The sequence below is a fragment of the Nostoc sp. genome (genome assembly GCF_036917435.1).
Classification (GTDB): Bacteria; Cyanobacteriota; Cyanobacteriia; order Cyanobacteriales; family Nostocaceae; genus Nostoc.
Window position 1 is genome coordinate 234,135 of record NZ_JBALDM010000012.1, and the last position, 17,885, is coordinate 252,019.

Annotated in this window: 19 protein-coding genes; 13 read left to right on the forward strand and 6 right to left on the reverse strand. The window is 42.1% G+C overall.

Annotated features, from left to right (window positions below; genetic code table 11):
* The first annotated feature begins 80 nt into the window (after positions 1-80).
* The 5 genes from thiO to V7K98_RS05650 all read left to right on the forward strand — a co-directional run bounded on the left by thiO (position 81) and on the right by V7K98_RS05650 (position 6,029).
* Positions 81-2,087: a glycine oxidase ThiO gene (gene thiO, locus V7K98_RS05630; RefSeq protein ID WP_335019841.1), complete on the forward strand. Its 2,007-nt coding sequence runs from the start codon at positions 81-83 to the stop codon at positions 2,085-2,087.
* An 18-nt stretch (positions 2,088-2,105) separates the two neighbouring features.
* Complete coding sequence (locus V7K98_RS05635; protein ID WP_335019842.1) at positions 2,106-2,294, forward strand: hypothetical protein; 189 nt, start codon at positions 2,106-2,108, stop codon at positions 2,292-2,294.
* Between the two features lie 35 nt (positions 2,295-2,329).
* Complete coding sequence (gene psb34 / locus V7K98_RS05640; RefSeq protein ID WP_335019843.1) at positions 2,330-2,509, forward strand: photosystem II assembly protein Psb34; 180 nt, start codon at positions 2,330-2,332, stop codon at positions 2,507-2,509.
* 376 nt (positions 2,510-2,885) lie between these two features.
* Positions 2,886-5,069 (forward strand): tetratricopeptide repeat protein, encoded by a 2,184-nt coding sequence (locus V7K98_RS05645; protein ID WP_335019844.1) that lies wholly within the window; start codon positions 2,886-2,888, stop codon positions 5,067-5,069.
* Positions 5,070-5,450: 381 nt separating this feature from the next.
* A complete protein-coding gene (locus V7K98_RS05650) occupies positions 5,451-6,029 on the forward strand; it encodes an NADPH-dependent FMN reductase (protein ID WP_335019845.1) in 579 nt (192 codons plus the stop codon).
* A 5-nt stretch (positions 6,030-6,034) separates the two neighbouring features.
* Here the strand turns inward: V7K98_RS05650 and V7K98_RS05655 are convergent, their stop codons facing one another.
* From V7K98_RS05655 to V7K98_RS05665, 3 genes are all read right to left on the reverse strand, one after another.
* Positions 6,035-6,406 carry a TSUP family transporter gene (locus V7K98_RS05655; protein WP_334854727.1) on the reverse strand — a complete coding sequence of 124 codons (372 nt, stop codon included), beginning with the start codon at positions 6,404-6,406 and terminating at the stop codon, positions 6,035-6,037.
* A 23-nt stretch (positions 6,407-6,429) separates the two neighbouring features.
* Positions 6,430-7,395, reverse strand: coding sequence for an acetamidase/formamidase family protein (locus V7K98_RS05660; RefSeq protein ID WP_335019846.1), 966 nt, complete (start codon positions 7,393-7,395; stop codon positions 6,430-6,432).
* Between the two features lie 183 nt (positions 7,396-7,578).
* Positions 7,579-8,199: a hypothetical protein gene (locus tag V7K98_RS05665; RefSeq protein WP_335019847.1), complete on the reverse strand. Its 621-nt coding sequence runs from the start codon at positions 8,197-8,199 to the stop codon at positions 7,579-7,581.
* A gap of 43 nt (positions 8,200-8,242) precedes the next feature.
* Between V7K98_RS05665 and V7K98_RS05670 the strand changes: the two genes are divergently transcribed.
* From V7K98_RS05670 to V7K98_RS05700, 7 genes are all read left to right on the forward strand, one after another.
* Positions 8,243-8,419: a hypothetical protein gene (locus tag V7K98_RS05670; protein WP_335019848.1), complete on the forward strand. Its 177-nt coding sequence runs from the start codon at positions 8,243-8,245 to the stop codon at positions 8,417-8,419.
* A 207-nt stretch (positions 8,420-8,626) separates the two neighbouring features.
* Entirely contained in the window at positions 8,627-8,824 is a 198-nt protein-coding gene (rpmI, locus tag V7K98_RS05675; protein ID WP_196524498.1) for a 50S ribosomal protein L35, read from the forward strand.
* Positions 8,825-8,843: 19 nt separating this feature from the next.
* Positions 8,844-9,200 carry a 50S ribosomal protein L20 gene (gene rplT / locus V7K98_RS05680; protein ID WP_334833431.1) on the forward strand — a complete coding sequence of 119 codons (357 nt, stop codon included), beginning with the start codon at positions 8,844-8,846 and terminating at the stop codon, positions 9,198-9,200.
* A 12-nt stretch (positions 9,201-9,212) separates the two neighbouring features.
* The gene (locus V7K98_RS05685; protein ID WP_335019849.1) at positions 9,213-10,028 is read left to right on the forward strand and encodes a transporter substrate-binding domain-containing protein; all 816 of its coding nucleotides are present in this window, start codon (positions 9,213-9,215) and stop codon (positions 10,026-10,028) included.
* 115 nt (positions 10,029-10,143) lie between these two features.
* Positions 10,144-10,668, forward strand: a complete 525-nt coding sequence (locus V7K98_RS05690) for a tetratricopeptide repeat protein (protein WP_335019850.1) — start codon at positions 10,144-10,146, stop codon at positions 10,666-10,668.
* A gap of 477 nt (positions 10,669-11,145) precedes the next feature.
* Entirely contained in the window at positions 11,146-13,128 is a 1,983-nt protein-coding gene (locus V7K98_RS05695; RefSeq protein WP_335019851.1) for a primary-amine oxidase, read from the forward strand.
* 408 nt (positions 13,129-13,536) lie between these two features.
* Complete coding sequence (locus V7K98_RS05700; RefSeq protein ID WP_334833421.1) at positions 13,537-14,106, forward strand: peptidylprolyl isomerase; 570 nt, start codon at positions 13,537-13,539, stop codon at positions 14,104-14,106.
* Positions 14,107-14,177: 71 nt separating this feature from the next.
* Here the strand turns inward: V7K98_RS05700 and V7K98_RS05705 are convergent, their stop codons facing one another.
* Positions 14,178-14,711, reverse strand: a complete 534-nt coding sequence (locus tag V7K98_RS05705) for a GNAT family N-acetyltransferase (protein ID WP_335019852.1) — start codon at positions 14,709-14,711, stop codon at positions 14,178-14,180.
* A 348-nt stretch (positions 14,712-15,059) separates the two neighbouring features.
* Here V7K98_RS05705 and V7K98_RS05710 point away from each other — a divergent pair, with 348 nt between their 5' ends.
* The gene (locus V7K98_RS05710) at positions 15,060-16,940 is read left to right on the forward strand and encodes an ABC transporter ATP-binding protein (protein WP_335019861.1); all 1,881 of its coding nucleotides are present in this window, start codon (positions 15,060-15,062) and stop codon (positions 16,938-16,940) included.
* A 116-nt stretch (positions 16,941-17,056) separates the two neighbouring features.
* Here V7K98_RS05710 and V7K98_RS05715 read toward each other — a convergent pair whose 3' ends face one another.
* Positions 17,057-17,224: a hypothetical protein gene (locus tag V7K98_RS05715; protein ID WP_335019853.1), complete on the reverse strand. Its 168-nt coding sequence runs from the start codon at positions 17,222-17,224 to the stop codon at positions 17,057-17,059.
* Positions 17,225-17,368: 144 nt separating this feature from the next.
* The coding region (locus V7K98_RS05720; RefSeq protein WP_335019854.1) for a tetratricopeptide repeat protein at positions 17,369-17,885 on the reverse strand (517 nt) is incomplete at its 5' end.

Sequence of the window (17,885 nt, forward strand, 5' to 3'; positions counted from 1 at the left end):
TATAAGTTATGAGTAAATTAGTTATGAGTTATTAGTTATGTACTAATGATAAGTGGCTAATGACAAATGACTAATGACAAATGACTAGTGAGATCGTAATTATTGGTGGCGGCGTTATTGGTTTAGCGATCGCCGTTGAACTAAAACTGCGCGGGACAAATGTCACCGTGCTTTGTCGTGACTTTCAAGCTGCCGCTACCCACGCTGCCGCCGGGATGTTAGCACCAGACGCGGAAAACATCACTAATGGGGCAATGCTTTCATTGTGTTTGCGATCGCGTGCTTTATATCCCGACTGGACGCGCAAACTAGAAGAACTAACCAGTTTAAATACTGGCTACCGTCCTTGTGGTATCCTCGCACCCGTCTTTGAAGAAGAGAGGGGCATGGGGCATGGGGCATTGGGCATTGGAAAAAACCATCCTATTCCCCCACTCTCCCACTCCCCCACTCCCTCCTCATCTCCTGCTTACTGGTTAAATAAAGAGGCAATTCATCAATATCAGCCAGGGTTGGGGGACGAAGTAGTTGGTGGCTGGTGGTATCCTGAAGACGCACAAGTTGATAATAAGGCTCTAGCTCACGTATTGCGAACGGCGGCTGAGTCTCTTGGCGTTGAACTCAAAGACGGTATTACAGTAGAAGGATTTTTACAGCAACAAGGACAAGTGGTTGGCGTGCAAACTAACGCTGGAATAATTCGCGCCGCCCACTATGTTTTAGCTTCCGGTGCTTGGTCAAATGAGTTATTACCGCTACCTGTGCTACCCAGAAAAGGACAAATGCTGAGTGTGCGGATACCGGAGTTTACAACGGAATTGGACTTGAAGCGGATTTTGTTTGGGCAGAATATTTACATCGTACCAAGACGCGATCGCCTAATTATCGGGGCAACAAGCGAAGATGTTGGCTTCACCCCCAACAACACCCCAGAAGGCATTCAAAAATTATTACAAGCTGCCATCCGACTATATCCCCAATTAAAGCATTATCCCATCCAAGAGTTCTGGTGGGGATTTCGCCCAGCCACCCCCGACGAATTACCCATCCTTGGCACTAGCCACTGTCAAAATTTAACCTTTGCTACAGGTCATTACCGTAACGGGATTCTACTCACACCCGTAACAGCCGTATTGATTGCCGATTTAATCTTAGAACAAAAACCCGATTCTCTACCTACTGATTTTCACTATTCCCGCTTCCAATCCCAGCCATCTACCTCCACCCCAATGCTGACTAACTCTGCCAATTTCTCTAACGGAAATCGTCCTGCGATATCCACTCTCCCCATTCAAGATTCCCCGCTAATTATTGCTGGCAAAACCTTTCAATCCCGCTTGATGACAGGAACTGGTAAATATCGCAGCATTGAAGAAATGCAGCAAAGCGTCGCCGCCAGTGATTGCCAAATTGTCACCGTGGCTGTACGACGGGTACAAACTAAAGCCCCTGGACATGAAGGTTTAGCTGAAGCCTTAGATTGGACAAAAATTTGGATGTTGCCCAATACCGCAGGTTGCCAAACTGCTGAAGAGGCAATTCGGGTAGCGCGTCTGGGGCGAGAAATGGCGAAATTATTAGGGCAGGAAGATAATAATTTTGTAAAGTTAGAAGTAATACCCGATCTTAAGTATTTACTCCCAGACCCAATCGGGACGCTGCAAGCCGCAGAACAACTAGTTAAAGAAGGTTTTGCAGTATTGCCTTATATTAACGCTGACCCCATGTTAGCCAAGCGTTTAGAAGAAGTTGGCTGTGCAACGGTAATGCCTTTAGCATCGCCTATTGGTTCTGGACAAGGGCTAAAAACAACCGCCAACATCCAAATTATCATCGAAAATGCAAAGGTGCCGGTGGTGGTAGATGCTGGTATTGGTTCACCCTCAGAAGCAGCCCAAGCAATGGAATTGGGAGCAGATGCCTTGTTGATTAATAGTGCGATCGCTCTTTCTGCAAACCCAGCAGCAATGGCCCGTGCCATGAATTTAGCAGCAGTCGCCGGCCGTCTAGCATATCTTGCTGGCAGGATGCCCATCAAAAATTACGCCAGTCCTAGTTCACCTCTCACTGGGACGATTACTAATTAGGGAATTGGGAATTGCGAATTGCGAATTGGACAAGGAGAAAGACTTGTTGCAAGATTCTCACTCAAATCACTTTGTCCTCTTGTCTCTCCTGCTCCCTTGCTTCTTCCCCATTCCCCATTCCCAATTCCCCATTCCCAATTCCCAATTCCCAATTCCCAATGTAACGATTTGTCTAGCAGTTTCAGAGCGGATTTAGCATTTATGTAACATTAAATGAACCATAAAGATAAAGGAATTAATTCATGCCCTATATCAATGAAGAAGGCGGCCTTCTAAATAATTTTGCCCGGGAACCAAAGATTTATCAAGCAGAACCTCCCACAGAAGGGCAAAAACGAACTTATCTCATACTAGGAATAGCCGCTACAGCTTTGGTTATCGGCTTGATTCTAGTCGCCTTCTTTGTTTCTAAGAGCAGTTAATCGTAAAATATTTTAATAAAATTTCATCTTCTTTATAGTTTTTCAGGTTCCGATTTTAAGAGGGGCCTGCTTTTTTATTTTTTGTTAAAATTTAACTAGCAATTCAAGTATAGAATTATACTTTTTTTCTTAGATTTGAAGGCTTAATTTATTCTAAGCAGCGCAAGATATACTTAAAAATTATTTTTATTACAGCAGTTTGCAAATAAGTGAGCTATAAAATACAGGACTCAAAATCACATATTAAGAATTTCTGCCTCCTGCCTCAAAACCTGCCGCTTTGTACTTGATACAAAATAAAACTGCTTTATTACTTTAGCCTCTTTGGATGCACCCAAAATGTTGATATATACTGTGTTTTGGCTCTTTAGCCGCTATGAGCGTGAATGATACTGCACACAATAATAATTCTAATTGGAATCGGCAAGTATATCACCGCCTAAAACTTGCCCTAAGTCTTGGCTTACGACGACAACTTTTTTTAGCAGTATGTGATGATTTACACTTAAGAAATCAAGTAGCGGCTCGTTTGCATTCTACATTGGCTTATCCTGTGGGACAAGTGCTATATCAGCCATCAAATGCCCAAGAAAATAGCACTCCAGCTTATCCGCGATTAGTCACGTTGCGTTTGAATTTAAACGATCCCAATCCCATAGTTCAGATAAATCAATGGTTAGCTAATTATCCACCGCCAACCGTTGGAGGATCAAAAGATACCCCTGGAAGACCTTTTCCAGTACCAGCATTTCAGATTGTAGGTGTGGAACATCTCACCAAACAAACAGTAGCAACACAGCGTTTATTTTTACACTATCTCCGTTTAAGCGAACAATTTTTCTCTACACAAGAATCCGGCCGATTCCTAGAATCTAACTTGCTGTTGTGGATACCGCGTCCTTGGTTATCTGCCATAAAGCAATCAGCACCACAGTTTTGGCGTTGCCGGACTGGTGTATTTGTGTTTGCTGGAGAACCCACACCTGCAACTCAAAATACAGGCTATCCAGAACGTTTGTCTAGTTCCAAAAGCTTGGATTTAGGAAATATTAAGCAGTCGATTCTAGATGAATCAGTTAACCAAGCAGAACTCAGAACGGCAGCGACTGAGTTCAAGTTTGAGAAGAATTCCAATTTTCCAACAGAGATACAAGGGAATGGTGTAGATAAAACCCAAGAAGCTACGCCACAACAACAGGAATCTACTAATCGGTCTGGTAGTGGCAATAATAATCAATCACTGTCGTCTTTATCTTATGTTAGTAGCGAGTTAACAGAGCTAGTAATAGCAACAATCAACACAAGTATTAATCAAAATGCTGAGGATTATTTACAACCACAGCAGATTTTGTTGGAGATTGAAAAATTACACGAAAATCTTGTTTCAGGCGAGATACTGGCAGAAGCTTATCATCGCTTGGGCACTTTATATCGCCTTCGCATTGAGCAAGGGGAGTCAACCCTAGAAAACCTGATGGTGGCAATCATTGCCTATCAAGAGGCTATTAGCTATGACGAAAGCTCACCACAACTTCCAGATATATTAAATGATTTGGGTACACTCTACTGGATGCTATACCGCACGCCACCCAATTCTGAGGAGGGACAAACTTATGTAGAGCAGGCAATAGAATTTTATCAGTTGGCGTTAAAGATGATCTCACCGCAGACGCATCGAGAAACTTACGCTCGTGTACAAAATAATTTAGGGACAGCTTATGGTGATTTAGCTCGTTTTTCTCACCCATCTGAAAATTGGCAGCAAGCAATATTAGCTTACAATGAAGCCCTCAGCTACCGTACAGCCGATATGGATTCATTAAAGTATGCGGCTTGTCAGAACAATTTGGGTACTGCTTACTGGCATCTAGGGCAACACAATCAACCGATTGTGCATTTAAAGAAAGCGATCGCAGCTTACAACGAAGCACTCGTACACTACAACCCCAAAGAGGAGCCGCTTAAGTATGGCATGATTCAAAATAATATCGGTACTGCCTGCTGGAATCTGGCACAATACGAGCAACCAGTCCAAAATCTCCAGCTAGCTATAAATGTCTATAACAAAGCTCTTAAGTATCGCACTCCAGCTAATGTTCCTAGCGCCTGCGCCGCAACACAAAATAATCTCGGTACTGCCTACTGGCATCTAGCAAACCTATCTCAGACAACTAAAGAGGCACGGCAAAAGTATTTGCAACTATGCATCAGCGCTTACGAAGAGGCTATATCCTTAGCTCACTCGCTGACCGGTACTCCTTTAAGCTTTGATTTACTCGCCTCTTATAATAACCTGGGACTAGCACATTATCAGCTAGTAATAGATAAGTCGTTTAATGGTGACAAGCCAACACGTTCTCAACATCTAGAAGTAGCCTTAGACTATCATTTGCAAGCCTTAAACGCATTGAGCAAACAATCAGAAGCTTATCAAACAACTTTCACTTATGTGGTGAAAACTATTCGCGCTTTTCATAATGAATTAGGGATACAGGGGCAAAATCTGGCTTTATCTAAAGTTCCTAGTCAGTTGTTGCCAGAGATTTTGGCAAAGTTATAAGGAAAAGGGTTCAGAGTCAACACCCTAGTCTTAAACCCGTTTATTCATCCGCCACTCGGAAAGAATTCATTGCTGTTAGCGGATAGCTAAGGTTTAGCCCATTCTGACTCCTGAATTATGTTTGATAATCTATAGGACTAGTATTTAATTTCTGAAAAGATACGGAGGGAACCTCCCTTCGGGTTCACCAGTCGCCTGCGGCGGGAAACCCGCCTACAGCGCTGGATTCACCACAACATACTGGCTCCCCTACAATACCTAATTTTGTTCAAAAATCAAATATGATTCCTATATAATGAATCGAAAAGTAGCAAATAGCGATCGCCTTAAAACAGGATAATACAGCTGAACTGTCAAATCGTTCCCATTCAACCTATAACTATGGCATCCACACCTAAAATCCTCGCCTTTGCTGGCAGCACCCGGATTGATTCTTACAACAAAAAATTGGTAAAAATCGCGGCAACTGGCGCTCAGGCAGCAGGCGCAGAAGTGACTTATCTAGACCTCCGTGATTTGCCCCTACCTTTGTTTGATGAAGATTTAGAAGCTCAAGAAGGACTACCCGCCAACGCCCGCACTTTTAAGGATTTGTTGATTTCTCATCAAGGATTGCTGATTGCTTCGCCGGAATATAACAGTTCACTCACAGCAGTTTTAAAGAACGCCATTGATTGGGCATCCCGTCCGGCCCCAAATGAAGCGCCATTGGCTGCTTTTGCTGGTAAAGTTACTACTATTATGAGCGCGTCCCCAGGCGCTCTTGGTGGTTTGCGGGGGTTGGTTCACCTGCGGTCTATTTTGGGAAACATCAAAGTTTTAGTACTTCCAGATCAAATCGCATTACCCAAAGCTTACGAAGCCTTTAACGCCGATGGCACGCTAAAAGATCCGAAACAGCAAGAATCTATTGAAAAGTTAGGCGATGGCTTAACAAAAATATTGCTGAAGCTCAATTAAATTCTTTAATTTGATAGTAAATAACGAATACCTATCATTAACACAAAGATACCATACAGCTTTTTCATGAACTCGCTGCTGATAAACGGCTGATTTGCAAACAATGCTCCGAAGAAGTTACCCACGATTAAACCAACTGCAATAATTAGGGCATATTTGATATTAAGATTACCGTTGCGATGGTAAACTAGGGCTGCTAAAATCCCGATTGGCAAAATTTGAGCAGCTACAGAAGTCCCTGTGGCTAATTTCTGATCTAAACCAATTACTAATACCATTGCCGGAATCATAATTGCACCGCCACCAATACCAAACATCCCACCAGCAATACCAGAAACTAAACCGATTAACAATAGTTGGATAAAGATATTAGACATAAAAATCGTCGCTAGATTGTAAATTATAAATTAATTTTCTGAGAAAACATTGACTTAGGTAGCATTCCATGCACACCTTTCTGGGGAGTGTTCACAACTTGAGTGATGTGAAAATTCACAGCTAAACTACACAATACATAAGCATCTTCTGGCGATAAATTTGCGAAGTGTTCCAGAAAATCAATCATATTTTTTAAAGCCAGTTCTAAAGCTTCATCTAAGGTTTTAGCAAACCCCATTGTAATAATATGAGTTGGAGTTTCGGCAATTGGTGTTGTCAGTTGTAAATCCTTGCGAAGTTTGAGGGTAATTCTCCCATTCATGGAAGTTTCAATGGCGGTGACATTTACCTCGCCATCCCCTTGTGCAGAATGCCCATCACCAATAGAAAATAATGCACCTGGTACGAAAATCGGCAAAAATAAACGAGAACCAGCTTGTAATTCCCGGTTGTCGATATTACCGCCGTAAGAACCTGGTGGGATAGAAGTTCGAGAGGTTTCTGGAGTAGCGACACCCAGAATTCCAAAAAACGGTTTGAGGGGAATTTTGATGCCAGCACCCACCGGAAATTCCGCGATATTGTTTACTAAATCTAGAAGAATGAATCTCAAAGCAGGTTGAGGAAACTGCTGTGGTAAAGCTCCCCAACCTGTACGAATGGCATTAAAGCCTACAGGTAATCGAGGTGCGATCGCAGCTAATTGTACTTCTAAAACATCCCCTGGTTCGGCATCGCGCACATAAATTGGCCCTGTTAGTAAATGCGGCCCCCCAGAAATTTTGCGTTCTGGTAGCAGATTTTGGCAGATATCGAGAAATTCTGGTGTGATAAATTCTGGTGGTGCTTTGTCGTAAACGTAGTAACCAGTATAAGTTTCCACATCAACGGTATCGCCAGAATTAATAGTAAGTGCTGGTTTTAGTAGATGCGAGAAACCACCCAGATGCACAGTTTGCTTTGTAGCTTTTAAAATGTAATGAGTCATCGCTGTTGTTTTAATATATCTAAATCACCAAGAGCTTCTTATTAGAAACCTTTAATTCTTTACGGTTAAATCTCTAGAGTTCTGGCGGTTAATGTAAGGGGAAAATCACTAATAAAAATGATAATACAACACTTTTCAAACATCCTCTAAACAATAAATCTTTAAGCTGTTTTTCAACTTCCGTCAAGCCTCAGATGAAAGAATGCCTACTAGTACTCGTACCAAATCTTCTAAACCTTCAGGAACACGATAAAGTTTAATATCTTCTGTAATTAGCTTTTGTTGTCTATTGAGTGTACCAAATTTCCAGTCATCTCCATTAGTAACTGCGCCAAATAAAATTGATGATTGATCGTCTAGAGACTGAGCCAGAGCTATTAACTCTACCGCTAGTTGTGTAAACCCTCTTCTGATATCTGATTGTTTTGCTTCAATCACTAATAAATAGTTAGATTTATGTAAATAATAATCTAAAGTACCTTTGAGCTTTTCATCTACATTGATTGGATACTCACTATATAGTTGAGCTTTTGTTTGATCGCAGATTTCAGCCAGGATAGGAGCAATCATAAATTCTCTGATTGATATCTCAGCCCTCGGGTTAAAAAGCTTTATATTGCGCTGCAAGTAATTTTGTAAAAATTCTAAATAGCTAACCTCCGCAAAATATCTTGGTAATTTTAGCTCTGTGCGATCGTAGCTGTATTCAAACTCAGCTACTACATCTATTGTGGGATTAGGTAACAAAAAGTATTGACTAAAAGTGTAACTTTGCTCAGGTTTTAAAATTCTATATTTATTCATAATTTTTTATTGTGAAATAACTATGCCGGAGATATTACGAATTATGAAAAACTCCACCCACAAGGGGATGGAGTTTTTGGGCATGGGGAACAGGGCATGGGGAAGAAGTTGTTTGGCCCAAGCGACGGGGCGACTATCACGGTACACCCACAAGGGGATGGAGTTTCCCGTCGCTTTCAATGAATTAGGAATTGATATGATTATCTCAATAATTTGCTAAACTCCAACTTCAGGGATAGCAAATAAAAATAATTTCAGCGTTGGGAAGTGAGAGGGGGTTGTAGAGTGCCTGATGATGAACGCATAGTCAATGCACAAATGAAGCGTAGGCGTAACCCAACCCAGGTATCGCTCCGAAAAGCAAAATATTTCCATTCCAGCAATTTTATTAGTATAATAATGGATCGTGTCGAATTAAAGCTATACCATGCCTAAACTCAAGACTCGTAAAGCCGCAGCGAAGCGATTCCGTGCCACCGGCACCGGCAAAATCGTCCGTCGGAAAGCTGGCAAAAGCCACCTTTTAGAACACAAATCTTCCGACAAAAAGCGTAGTATGTCCAAGAGCGCCCTTGTACATGAACGCGATGAACTCAACGTGCGCTTGATGCTCCCATATTTGTAAGTCCTTCAGGAAATAAGTTATGACACGGGTAAAACGCGGTAATGTAGCTCGGAAGCGCCGCAATAAAATTCTCAAACTAGCTAAAGGTTTTCGCGGTTCTCACTCAACTCTGTTTAGAACTGCCAATCAACAAGTAATGAAGGCACTACGGAGTGCCTACCGCGATCGCAAAAAGAAAAAACGCGATTTTCGTCGCCTCTGGATCACCCGCATCAACGCTGCTTCAAGACAACACGGCTTGAGCTACAGCCAGTTGATCGGTAACTTGAAAAGAGCTGATATCCAACTAAATCGCAAGATGTTGGCACAATTAGCAGTCCTCGATCCAGCTAGCTTTGGCAAAGTCGCCGAACTAGCAGTTCAAGCTAAAGGATAAAGGTGGCAACGGATGCATAACAGATGTAACAGATGGCAAGTAATTACTCGGTTACATCTGGTATTATCCGCCATTATTTTTTGGATATCTTGCTTTTCCATAGTGGGGACAGGATTTACTGCATCTGCTGCCGAAATACCAGAAATTCAGCAGCGCGGCTATGTAACTGTAGCTGTCAAAGATAACTTGCGTCCCTTGGGATTTAGAGATGCCAGTGGTAATTTGCAAGGCTTTGAAATTGATTTGGCACAGCGATTAGCACTTGACTTAGTTGGGAAAGCAGATGCCATCAAATTGAAACCTGTGGCGAATCGCGATCGCCTGTCTGTAGTCTTAGACAAGAAAGTTGATTTTGCGATCGCTAGGGTGACAGCAACCGAGTCACGCAGCCGCATAGTTAGTTTCAGTGTTCCCTACTATTTGGATGGCACTGTATTAGTTACAAAAGATGCCTCTGTGCAGCAGTTGAGCGATTTGGCAAAACAAAAAATTGCCGTCCTCAACAACTCCAGCACCATTGCTAGAGTTCGGTACTATTTACCAAACGCCGAGTTGGTAGGAGTAAATTCTTATAACGAAGCACGAGAGCAAATAGAAAGTAATAACGCCGTAGCCTTTGCCGCAGATGCCACCGTTCTAAGCGGTTGGGTGCAACAATATCCTCAATATCGGCTACTGCCAACTAAGCTCTCAACTGAACCCTTGTCTGTAGTTACGCCCAAGGGCTTGCAGTACGATGAATTAAGGCGAAATGTGAATGTAGCGATCGCTCGTTACTTAGAGCAAGGTTGGCTCCAGCAACGCTCTCAATATTGGGGTTTACCATAGGAGACGCGATGAATCGCGTCTGTACAAGAGTTAGAAGTGAAGAATTATCTTCCTCATGCCCAATAAGCTGATAATAGATTAAAGAAGCAACTTTATAATATTTGTATTTGCAGCAATGGATAACAGTCTAGCCGTTGTTTATCTCTCAATTTTGGTGGGTATACTCACAATTGCAGCCGTGAGTGTTTTTCGCCAGATTTTCAAAACTCGCAAGATTGAAGGCTCCTTTGCAAAATTGCGAAAGAAGTTAGAGAAAGAAAAGGGTACGACTCAAGAGTATTATGAGTTAGCCAGTATTTATTCAGAAAAAAAATTGTATTCCCAAGCGATCGCGCTGTTTCAAAAAGCTCTGAAAGCTGCCGAAGAAGAGGAAGAAGAAAATATTGCCCCTATTTATAACGGGCTGGGTTATATTTATTTTACCCAAGAGCAATATGACCTCGCAATTCGTCAGTATAAAGAAGCCCTGAAATCTAAACCAGAGTACGTAACAGGGTTGAATAATATTGGACACGCTTATGAGAAGAAAAAATTAACTACTCAGGCGTTACAAAGCTACGAAGAAGCACTAAAGATCGATCCAAATAACCCTATCGCTAAACGCCGTGCTGAATCATTACGTCGTTTGGTTTCTGCGTAATTGCTGAGGTATCAAATAATTTTAGATTTTAGATTTTAGATTGAGCAACGCAAGATAAATGTGCTTGCTCTTTTTAATTTTGGATTAGACGAGAGCGCAGCCTATTTATTTTCCGAATCTGAAGTAATCAACCCTAACTAAATCAGGTACAGAAATGATTTCCTGCCTACGCCCATCTGCGTCATAACCAAGAACTAAACCGAATCCTGGATTTTGAACTCGATAGCTATCGCCACGCTTCAAAGAGTAACTATTGACAAATTAATTTAGCTTGAGGGACTTCCAAATAAAAAAATACTCAACTATTTCCTGTGGGGTGGGCATCTTGCCCGCCGTCTTTAACTGGGCGGGCAAGATGCCCACCCCACAAGATTGGATAATTTATTTGTTGGAAGTCCTTTAGCTTCTATATTTTATCGGGTTTCAATCTTAGGCTGAGAAATAGATAACTATAAGTCTTTTGTAAAAATGTAAAAGATGATTAAGCGGCTAAAGCGTTTTTTGTGGCTAGCGATTCCCATCATTGTCGTGATTTCTCTCTCACTGGGACTAATGGAAATATCGACGGCTCAACAGCCTTCGATTTCCCATCCTCTCACTTCGCTAACAGAGGCAGAAATTAGTACTGCTGTTTCGGTCATCAAAAGAGAAAAATCTTTGAGCGAAATGGCAGCTTTTCCACTTATTGCTTTACAAGAACCAGATAAAGAAGAAGTTCTGAAATTTAAAGCTGGTAAAACTTTCGGACGAAAAGCTTTTTTGGTAATCTATGAGCGATCGCAAAACAAAACTTATGAAGGTATCGTTGATCTCACAAGCAAAACCTTAAATTCCTGGAAAGAAATACTCTCTGTTCAACCTGCGATCGTCAATCCAGAATATGAACTGGCTACTCAGGTAGTTAAAGCCGATCCTCGATGGCAAAAAGCGATGTTAAGGCGGGGAATTACCGATTTCGATCGAGTCAAAATCAGTTCATGGTCTCCAGGAATCTTGACTAAACAGGAAGAAGCAGCAGGTAATCGTCTTTGCCGCAGCTTATCTTACTACCAGGGACAACACTGGAACTATTACGGTAGTCCTATTGAAGGAGTAGTGGCAACTGTAAATTTGAACACAGGTAAAGTTGTCAGTTTTGTTGATAAGGGAAACGTACCTTTCTCTAAAGAAAACTGGAACTATGATATAAAATCTTTGGGAAAATTACTTTCAGCGCCTAAAGTATTAAAACTTCTCCAACCTAATGGTAAAAGTTTTGAGATCAAAGACAATCAAATTAGCTGGCAAGGTTGGAAGTTTCGGTATTTAATGCATCCTCGTAGTGGATTGGCATTGTATCAAGTAACATACGATGATGGGAAAAATGTCAGACCAGTTTTATACCGCGCTAGCCTATCGGAAATGGTAGTTCCTTACGGCGATCCAAATCCCACTTGGTCGTTTAGGAATGCATTTGATGTTGGGGAATATAATCTTGGTCTACTAGCAAATACGATGGAGTTAGGTAAGGAAATTCCTGAAAACGGTCTTTTGCTGGATGCTGTATTTGCGAATGACCAAGGAGAACCTTATAAGATACCAGGAGTTATCGGTATTTATGAACGCGATCGCGGAATGCTGTGGAAACACTATGATTACAATACTCGGCGTAATGATGTCCGTCGCAGTCGAGAATTAGTCATATCGATGACTACGGCTGTTGACAATTATGATTACAGCCTTAATTGGATTTTTCACCAAGATGGGACTTTGGAAGTCGAAAATGAGTTAACAGGTATCGTCCTGGCGCAGGGAACGGCAGCAGAAAAGCAATCTGAGGATAATTCTTATGGTCGGCTAATCGCTAAAAATATCTTTGGAGTAAATCACCAGCACTTTTTCAACTATCGCCTAGATTTCGATGTCGATGGTCAAGCTAATTCTGTGATGGAAATGAACGTGAAAGCTTTGCCGATGGATGAGAAAAATCCATTAGGAAATGCGATCGCAATTACAGAAACCCCACTCATCAAAGAAACGGCTGCTGTACGCAATTTGGATATGAAAAGCAGTCGGGAATGGATGATTGTGAATGCAGACAAGAAAAATCCCCTAGGGGCTGCACCTGGATATATGCTAATGCCTGGTGGAAACTCCATGTTTTTCCCAGTGGAAGGCTCGAAAATCCGTCAACGGGCAGAATTTGCGACTCATCACCTCTGGGTAACAAAATATAAACCTACTGAACTCTATGCTGGCGGCGATTATCCAAACCAAACTCAAGCAGGACAGGGTTTACCAAAATATATTGCCGACGATGAACCCTTGATGGGTGAGGATATCGTACTGTGGTACACAATGGGCGTAACTCATATTCCGCGATCGGAAGATTGGCCTGTGATGCCCGTTCACCGAGTTGGCTTTCAGCTAGTTCCTAGAGGATTCTTTAGCCGGAATCCAGCCATAAATTTGCCTGAGTAAAATATTTAGGACTTACGCACTTTACAAAAGAATTATGTTACAGCGTATTGCAGGTAAATGAAGTACACGGGTAGGGGCACAACATGTTGTGCCCCTACGATGATCTGTACCTCACGCCTGTTGCAATCTGCTATATGTATCAACGCACATACGTGGTTTCAGGTTTTTATCAATCATTCTTTGATGGTAAATAACCGGTGCTGTAGGGGCAATTCATGAATTGCCCCTACGACAGATGTGGTTTTTTAAGTTATCCATATTTAATCTTTCTTGTCAATGTGTAAGTCCTAATATTTGTTTGCTCAAGTTTTCGTCCTTCAGTTTTTTTGTCAAGTCTAAAGGGGGTAACTTGAATGCTGATAAACTTATATAGTTCAAATACTGGCACTTGTTAAAATAGGATATCTAATGAACTTTCCAGAAATTAATATTCCCGGTAATGGCAAGCTGCACGCTCGTTTAATTACTTCCTTGGGTGAAATCGTAGTTCGTTTGGAAGAAGAACGAACTCCCAACACCGTCAAAAATTTTGTTGGTCTAGCAACCGGAACAATCGACTGGAAAGACCCTAAAACTGGTGAATCCGGTAAGGGAACTCCAGCTTACGATGGAGTTCGCTTTCACCGAGTCATCCCTGATTTTATGATTCAGTGTGGCGATCCTCTGAGTCGTTATCTAGATACCGCCAGCCGTTGGGGTACTGGTGGCCCAGGATATCAATTTGAGGATGAGTTTCATCCTGAATTGAGACACACTGGTGCAGGTATCCTGTCGATGGCTAATGCCGGACGCGGTACAAATGGTTCGCAATGGTTCATTACAGAAGCACCAACGCCTCACCTTGACAACAAACACAGCGTTTTTGGTGAAGTTGTGCAAGGTTTAGATATAGTCAACAAGATCGCTAATGTGGCTACGACTAGAGATCGTCCGAATCAAGAAGTGGTGTTACAAAAAGTAGAAATTTTTCGGCAGTAATTAACACCATTTCCCTAAAATCTACATGTCTCATGATTTTAGGGAAATGGTAGGGTAGGGAACTGATAGTTTTAAGATTTCAAAATGTAAAGGGAATCATCAGGCTGCCATTCTGTGTGTGTTAGAGCGTAGTACACTACATCATGACCATAATGGTGAGCATTGTTTTTATACTTCATGCCTAACTTTTGAATCACACGCACTGAAGCGATGTTTTCTGGATGAGCGATCGCTACTATCCGATCTAGCTTCACTTCCCAAAATCCAAACTTTAGAGTCGCAACAGACGCTTCAGTAGCGATTCCCATATTCCAATAGGGCTTGTCAAACACGTAGCCAAGCTCAACTTCTGGCGTATTTTCCAGAAAACCAAGTCCACAACGGCCAATCATTGTACCAGTTTCTTTGTGTATTACTGCCCACATTCCAAAGTTGTGTTGTTGCCACTGTTTGATATGTTTGCTTAAACTTGCCTGGGTTTGTTCCCTGCTTCTTGGCGACAAATACCTCATGACTTCTGCATCGCTGTAGAGGCGAAATAGGTAATCAAAGTCATTTAGATTAAAGTGTCTTAGTCGCAATCGCGGAGTTTCGATCTCAGGCATAATCACCTCAACTCAAAAGCGTATTTTTTATCAGGATTAACGAGTCGCGGAAGTCCCCACCTTCAATGTACTCATAAGGTGGGGCTTGTAAGCCAAGCTTTCTGGATGTATGACAAATCCTACTTGTTTTTCTGGTAGGATAAGTGTTGTCTTGACCATCAATGCCACAAGCGAAAACCAAGCTAATAGGTACATGTTGCAAGAGAAAAATTTGGGTCTTGGGAACCAGGACTCCTGCCCTTGGAGGGAATGTCAGACCAATATAACTACGAAGTTCTGGAGGCTGTTCCTGATGAATTGGGAAGCCCCTCGTCTTACTGTGGGGTAGTTCACTATAATGCTCTTACTATGAGCATCTACCAATTCCTGAAAAAATCTTATACGCAACCTCGTCGCCGTGAGAACGACTGGCGATTATTTTTGCGTTTAGTGCCTTATGCCCGTCGTAACGGGCAACTATTGGCACTCTCAATGTCTTTACTCGTACCGATCGCCCTAGCTAATGCCATCCAACCTCTGTTGATTGGCCAAGTTATCTCCCTAATTCGCAATGAACCTAGCACTTACGAATTTCTCAGGAATGTTCCCTTGTCTCAAGGGCTAAATATTCTGGAGGGATTATTGTTTATGGCGATCGCAATCCGATTGCTTTTGACAGGCTACCAGGGTTATTTAGTACAAAAGCTAGGGCAACAAATCACCGCCGCAATTCGCCAAGACTTATTTCAGCACGTAACATCTTTAGCAGTACGGTTTTTTGACCGCACACCCGTAGGTAAATTAATCACCAGAATCACCAGCGATGTAGAAGTGCTAGGCGATGTCTTTTCTACTGGGGCAATTGGCATTGTGTCCAATATATTTTCTATGCTGGTGATTTTGGGTTTAATGTTGTCCATCCAATGGCAACTCACTTGCTTGTTGTTATTGATGCTGTTACCAGTTACCTGGTTAATTGTTTACATTCAGCAACAGTACCGCAAAGCTAACTACAAAGGGCGGGAAGAACTTTCTATATTGAACTCACAGTTACAAGAAAATGTCGTTGGCATTAACGTTGTGCAGTTGTTCCGCAGAGAAAAATTTAATGCCGAACTCTTTCGCGCCACCAACAGCCGTTACACTCAGCAAATGGATCAAACCATCTTCTATGATTCGTTTATTTCAGCAACCTTAGAATGGATTGGGCTGATTGCGATCGCAGGTGTTTTGTATATGGGTGGTTGGTTACTCTTAGGAAAAAGTTTAGCTTTTGGGACTTTATCTGCATTTATCTTGTATGCCCAGCGATTATTTGACCCTTTAAGAGATTTTGCCGAAAAGTTTACAGTCATTCAAGCGGGTTTTACTGCTATTGAGCGTGTCGGCGATATATTAGATGAACCGATAGAAATCCGCGATCGCGCCAACTTTCGCTTCTCAATATTTGATGCTAAATTCGGTTACATAGACGAGATCGTTGCAAATTTAGAATCTCCAGATATCACTTCCCCGCCTGAACTGGGAGAGATTTGCTTTGAACGCGTTTGGTTTGCTTACAAAAATGATGATTATGTAATTAAAGACTTAGATTTCACCATTCGTCCTGGTGAAAAAGTCGCATTAGTCGGCCCCACCGGTGCGGGTAAAACTTCGATCATCCGGCTTTTGTGCCGCCTCTACGAACCAACTAAAGGACGTATTCTCATCGATGGCGTAGATATTCGAGAAGTGCCACAAGCTGAACTAAGGCGCTACATGGCAGTAATTTTACAAGAAGGCTTTTTGTTTGCTGGCGATGTTAAAAGCAACATTTCTTTAGGAGATGGCTATACCATTGAACAGATTCAAGAAGCAGCAGAGCAAACCAATATTGCTCAGTTTATAGAAGAACTACCCCAAGGTTATGATACTCAACTTCGAGAACGGGGGACAAATATTTCTAGTGGTCAAAAGCAACTTTTAGCTTTTGCACGGGCTGCTATTCGCAATCCCCAAATTTTGGTACTAGATGAAGCTACTGCTAGCTTAGATGTTGGTACGGAAGCTTTAGTTCAAGAGGCATTAAATCAGCTATTGATCAGACGTACCGCTATTATTATCGCTCACCGCTTATCTACAATTCGCAATGTAGACCGGATTTTTGTTTTGAAGCGTGGCGAATTAATCGAACAGGGAAGTCACGATCAATTACTGCAACAAGGAGGACTTTATGCCACTCTGCATAACTTGCAGATGTTGGGAACTTAAGAGGATGAATGAACAAGTCCTCTTTTCGGTATCAAAATAATATATCCCAAAGACGCGATAAATCACCGTCTCTACAATAATCAGTCCTTTGTAGAGACGGCGATTTATCGCGTCTCTTACTTTAACCGAACAGTATTGGAGTAATTCCAACAGCGATCGCATTTCGTGTAGGCTTTGCCAACGCATTTTTCGCCGTCAGCATTCACTACCCCAATTCCCCAGTCTTCTGTCTGCGCTGTATATTTTAATTTTTGTAGTGCATCAGCAGAATCTAATAATTCCACTCAACTAATTGTTTTCTACACTCTCAATTGCACAAAAGCAATATTTTAATTACGAATTAATTTTTTAATAAATCGCCACAGCAGGGAAAAAGGTAAAATTAATATCGCCTTTAATATTTGCATAAAGTGACTTAATCGACCTTTCTAAATAGCGGGGGGATTAGACTGGCGTTGCAGGATTGCTAGATTTTCTCGAACTGTCGCTGTAGTGGGATGATTAACGCCTAACACCCGTTGGCACATTGCCAGGGCTTCAATGTACAGAGGTTCGGCTTCGCTGTACCGTCCTTGGCTATAGTAGAGCAAAGCTAAATTGTTCAAGCTAGTAGCTACATCGGGATGCTCCCCAGCAAACAGGCGCTTTCTCATTGCCAGGGCTTCAATCAATAGAGGTTCGGCATCGCTGTACCGTCCTTGGCTATTGTAGAGCAAAGCTAAATTGTTCAAGCTAGAAGCTACATTGGGATGCTCCCCAGCAAACAGGCGCTTTCTCATTGCCAGGGCTTCAATGTACAGAGGTTCGGCATCGCTGTACTGTCCTTGGCTATTGTAGAGCAAAGCTAAACTGTTCAAGCTAGTAGCTACATCGGGATGCTCCCCAGCAAACAGGCGCTTTCTCATTGCCAGGGCTTCAATCAATAGAGGTTCGGCATCGCTGTAC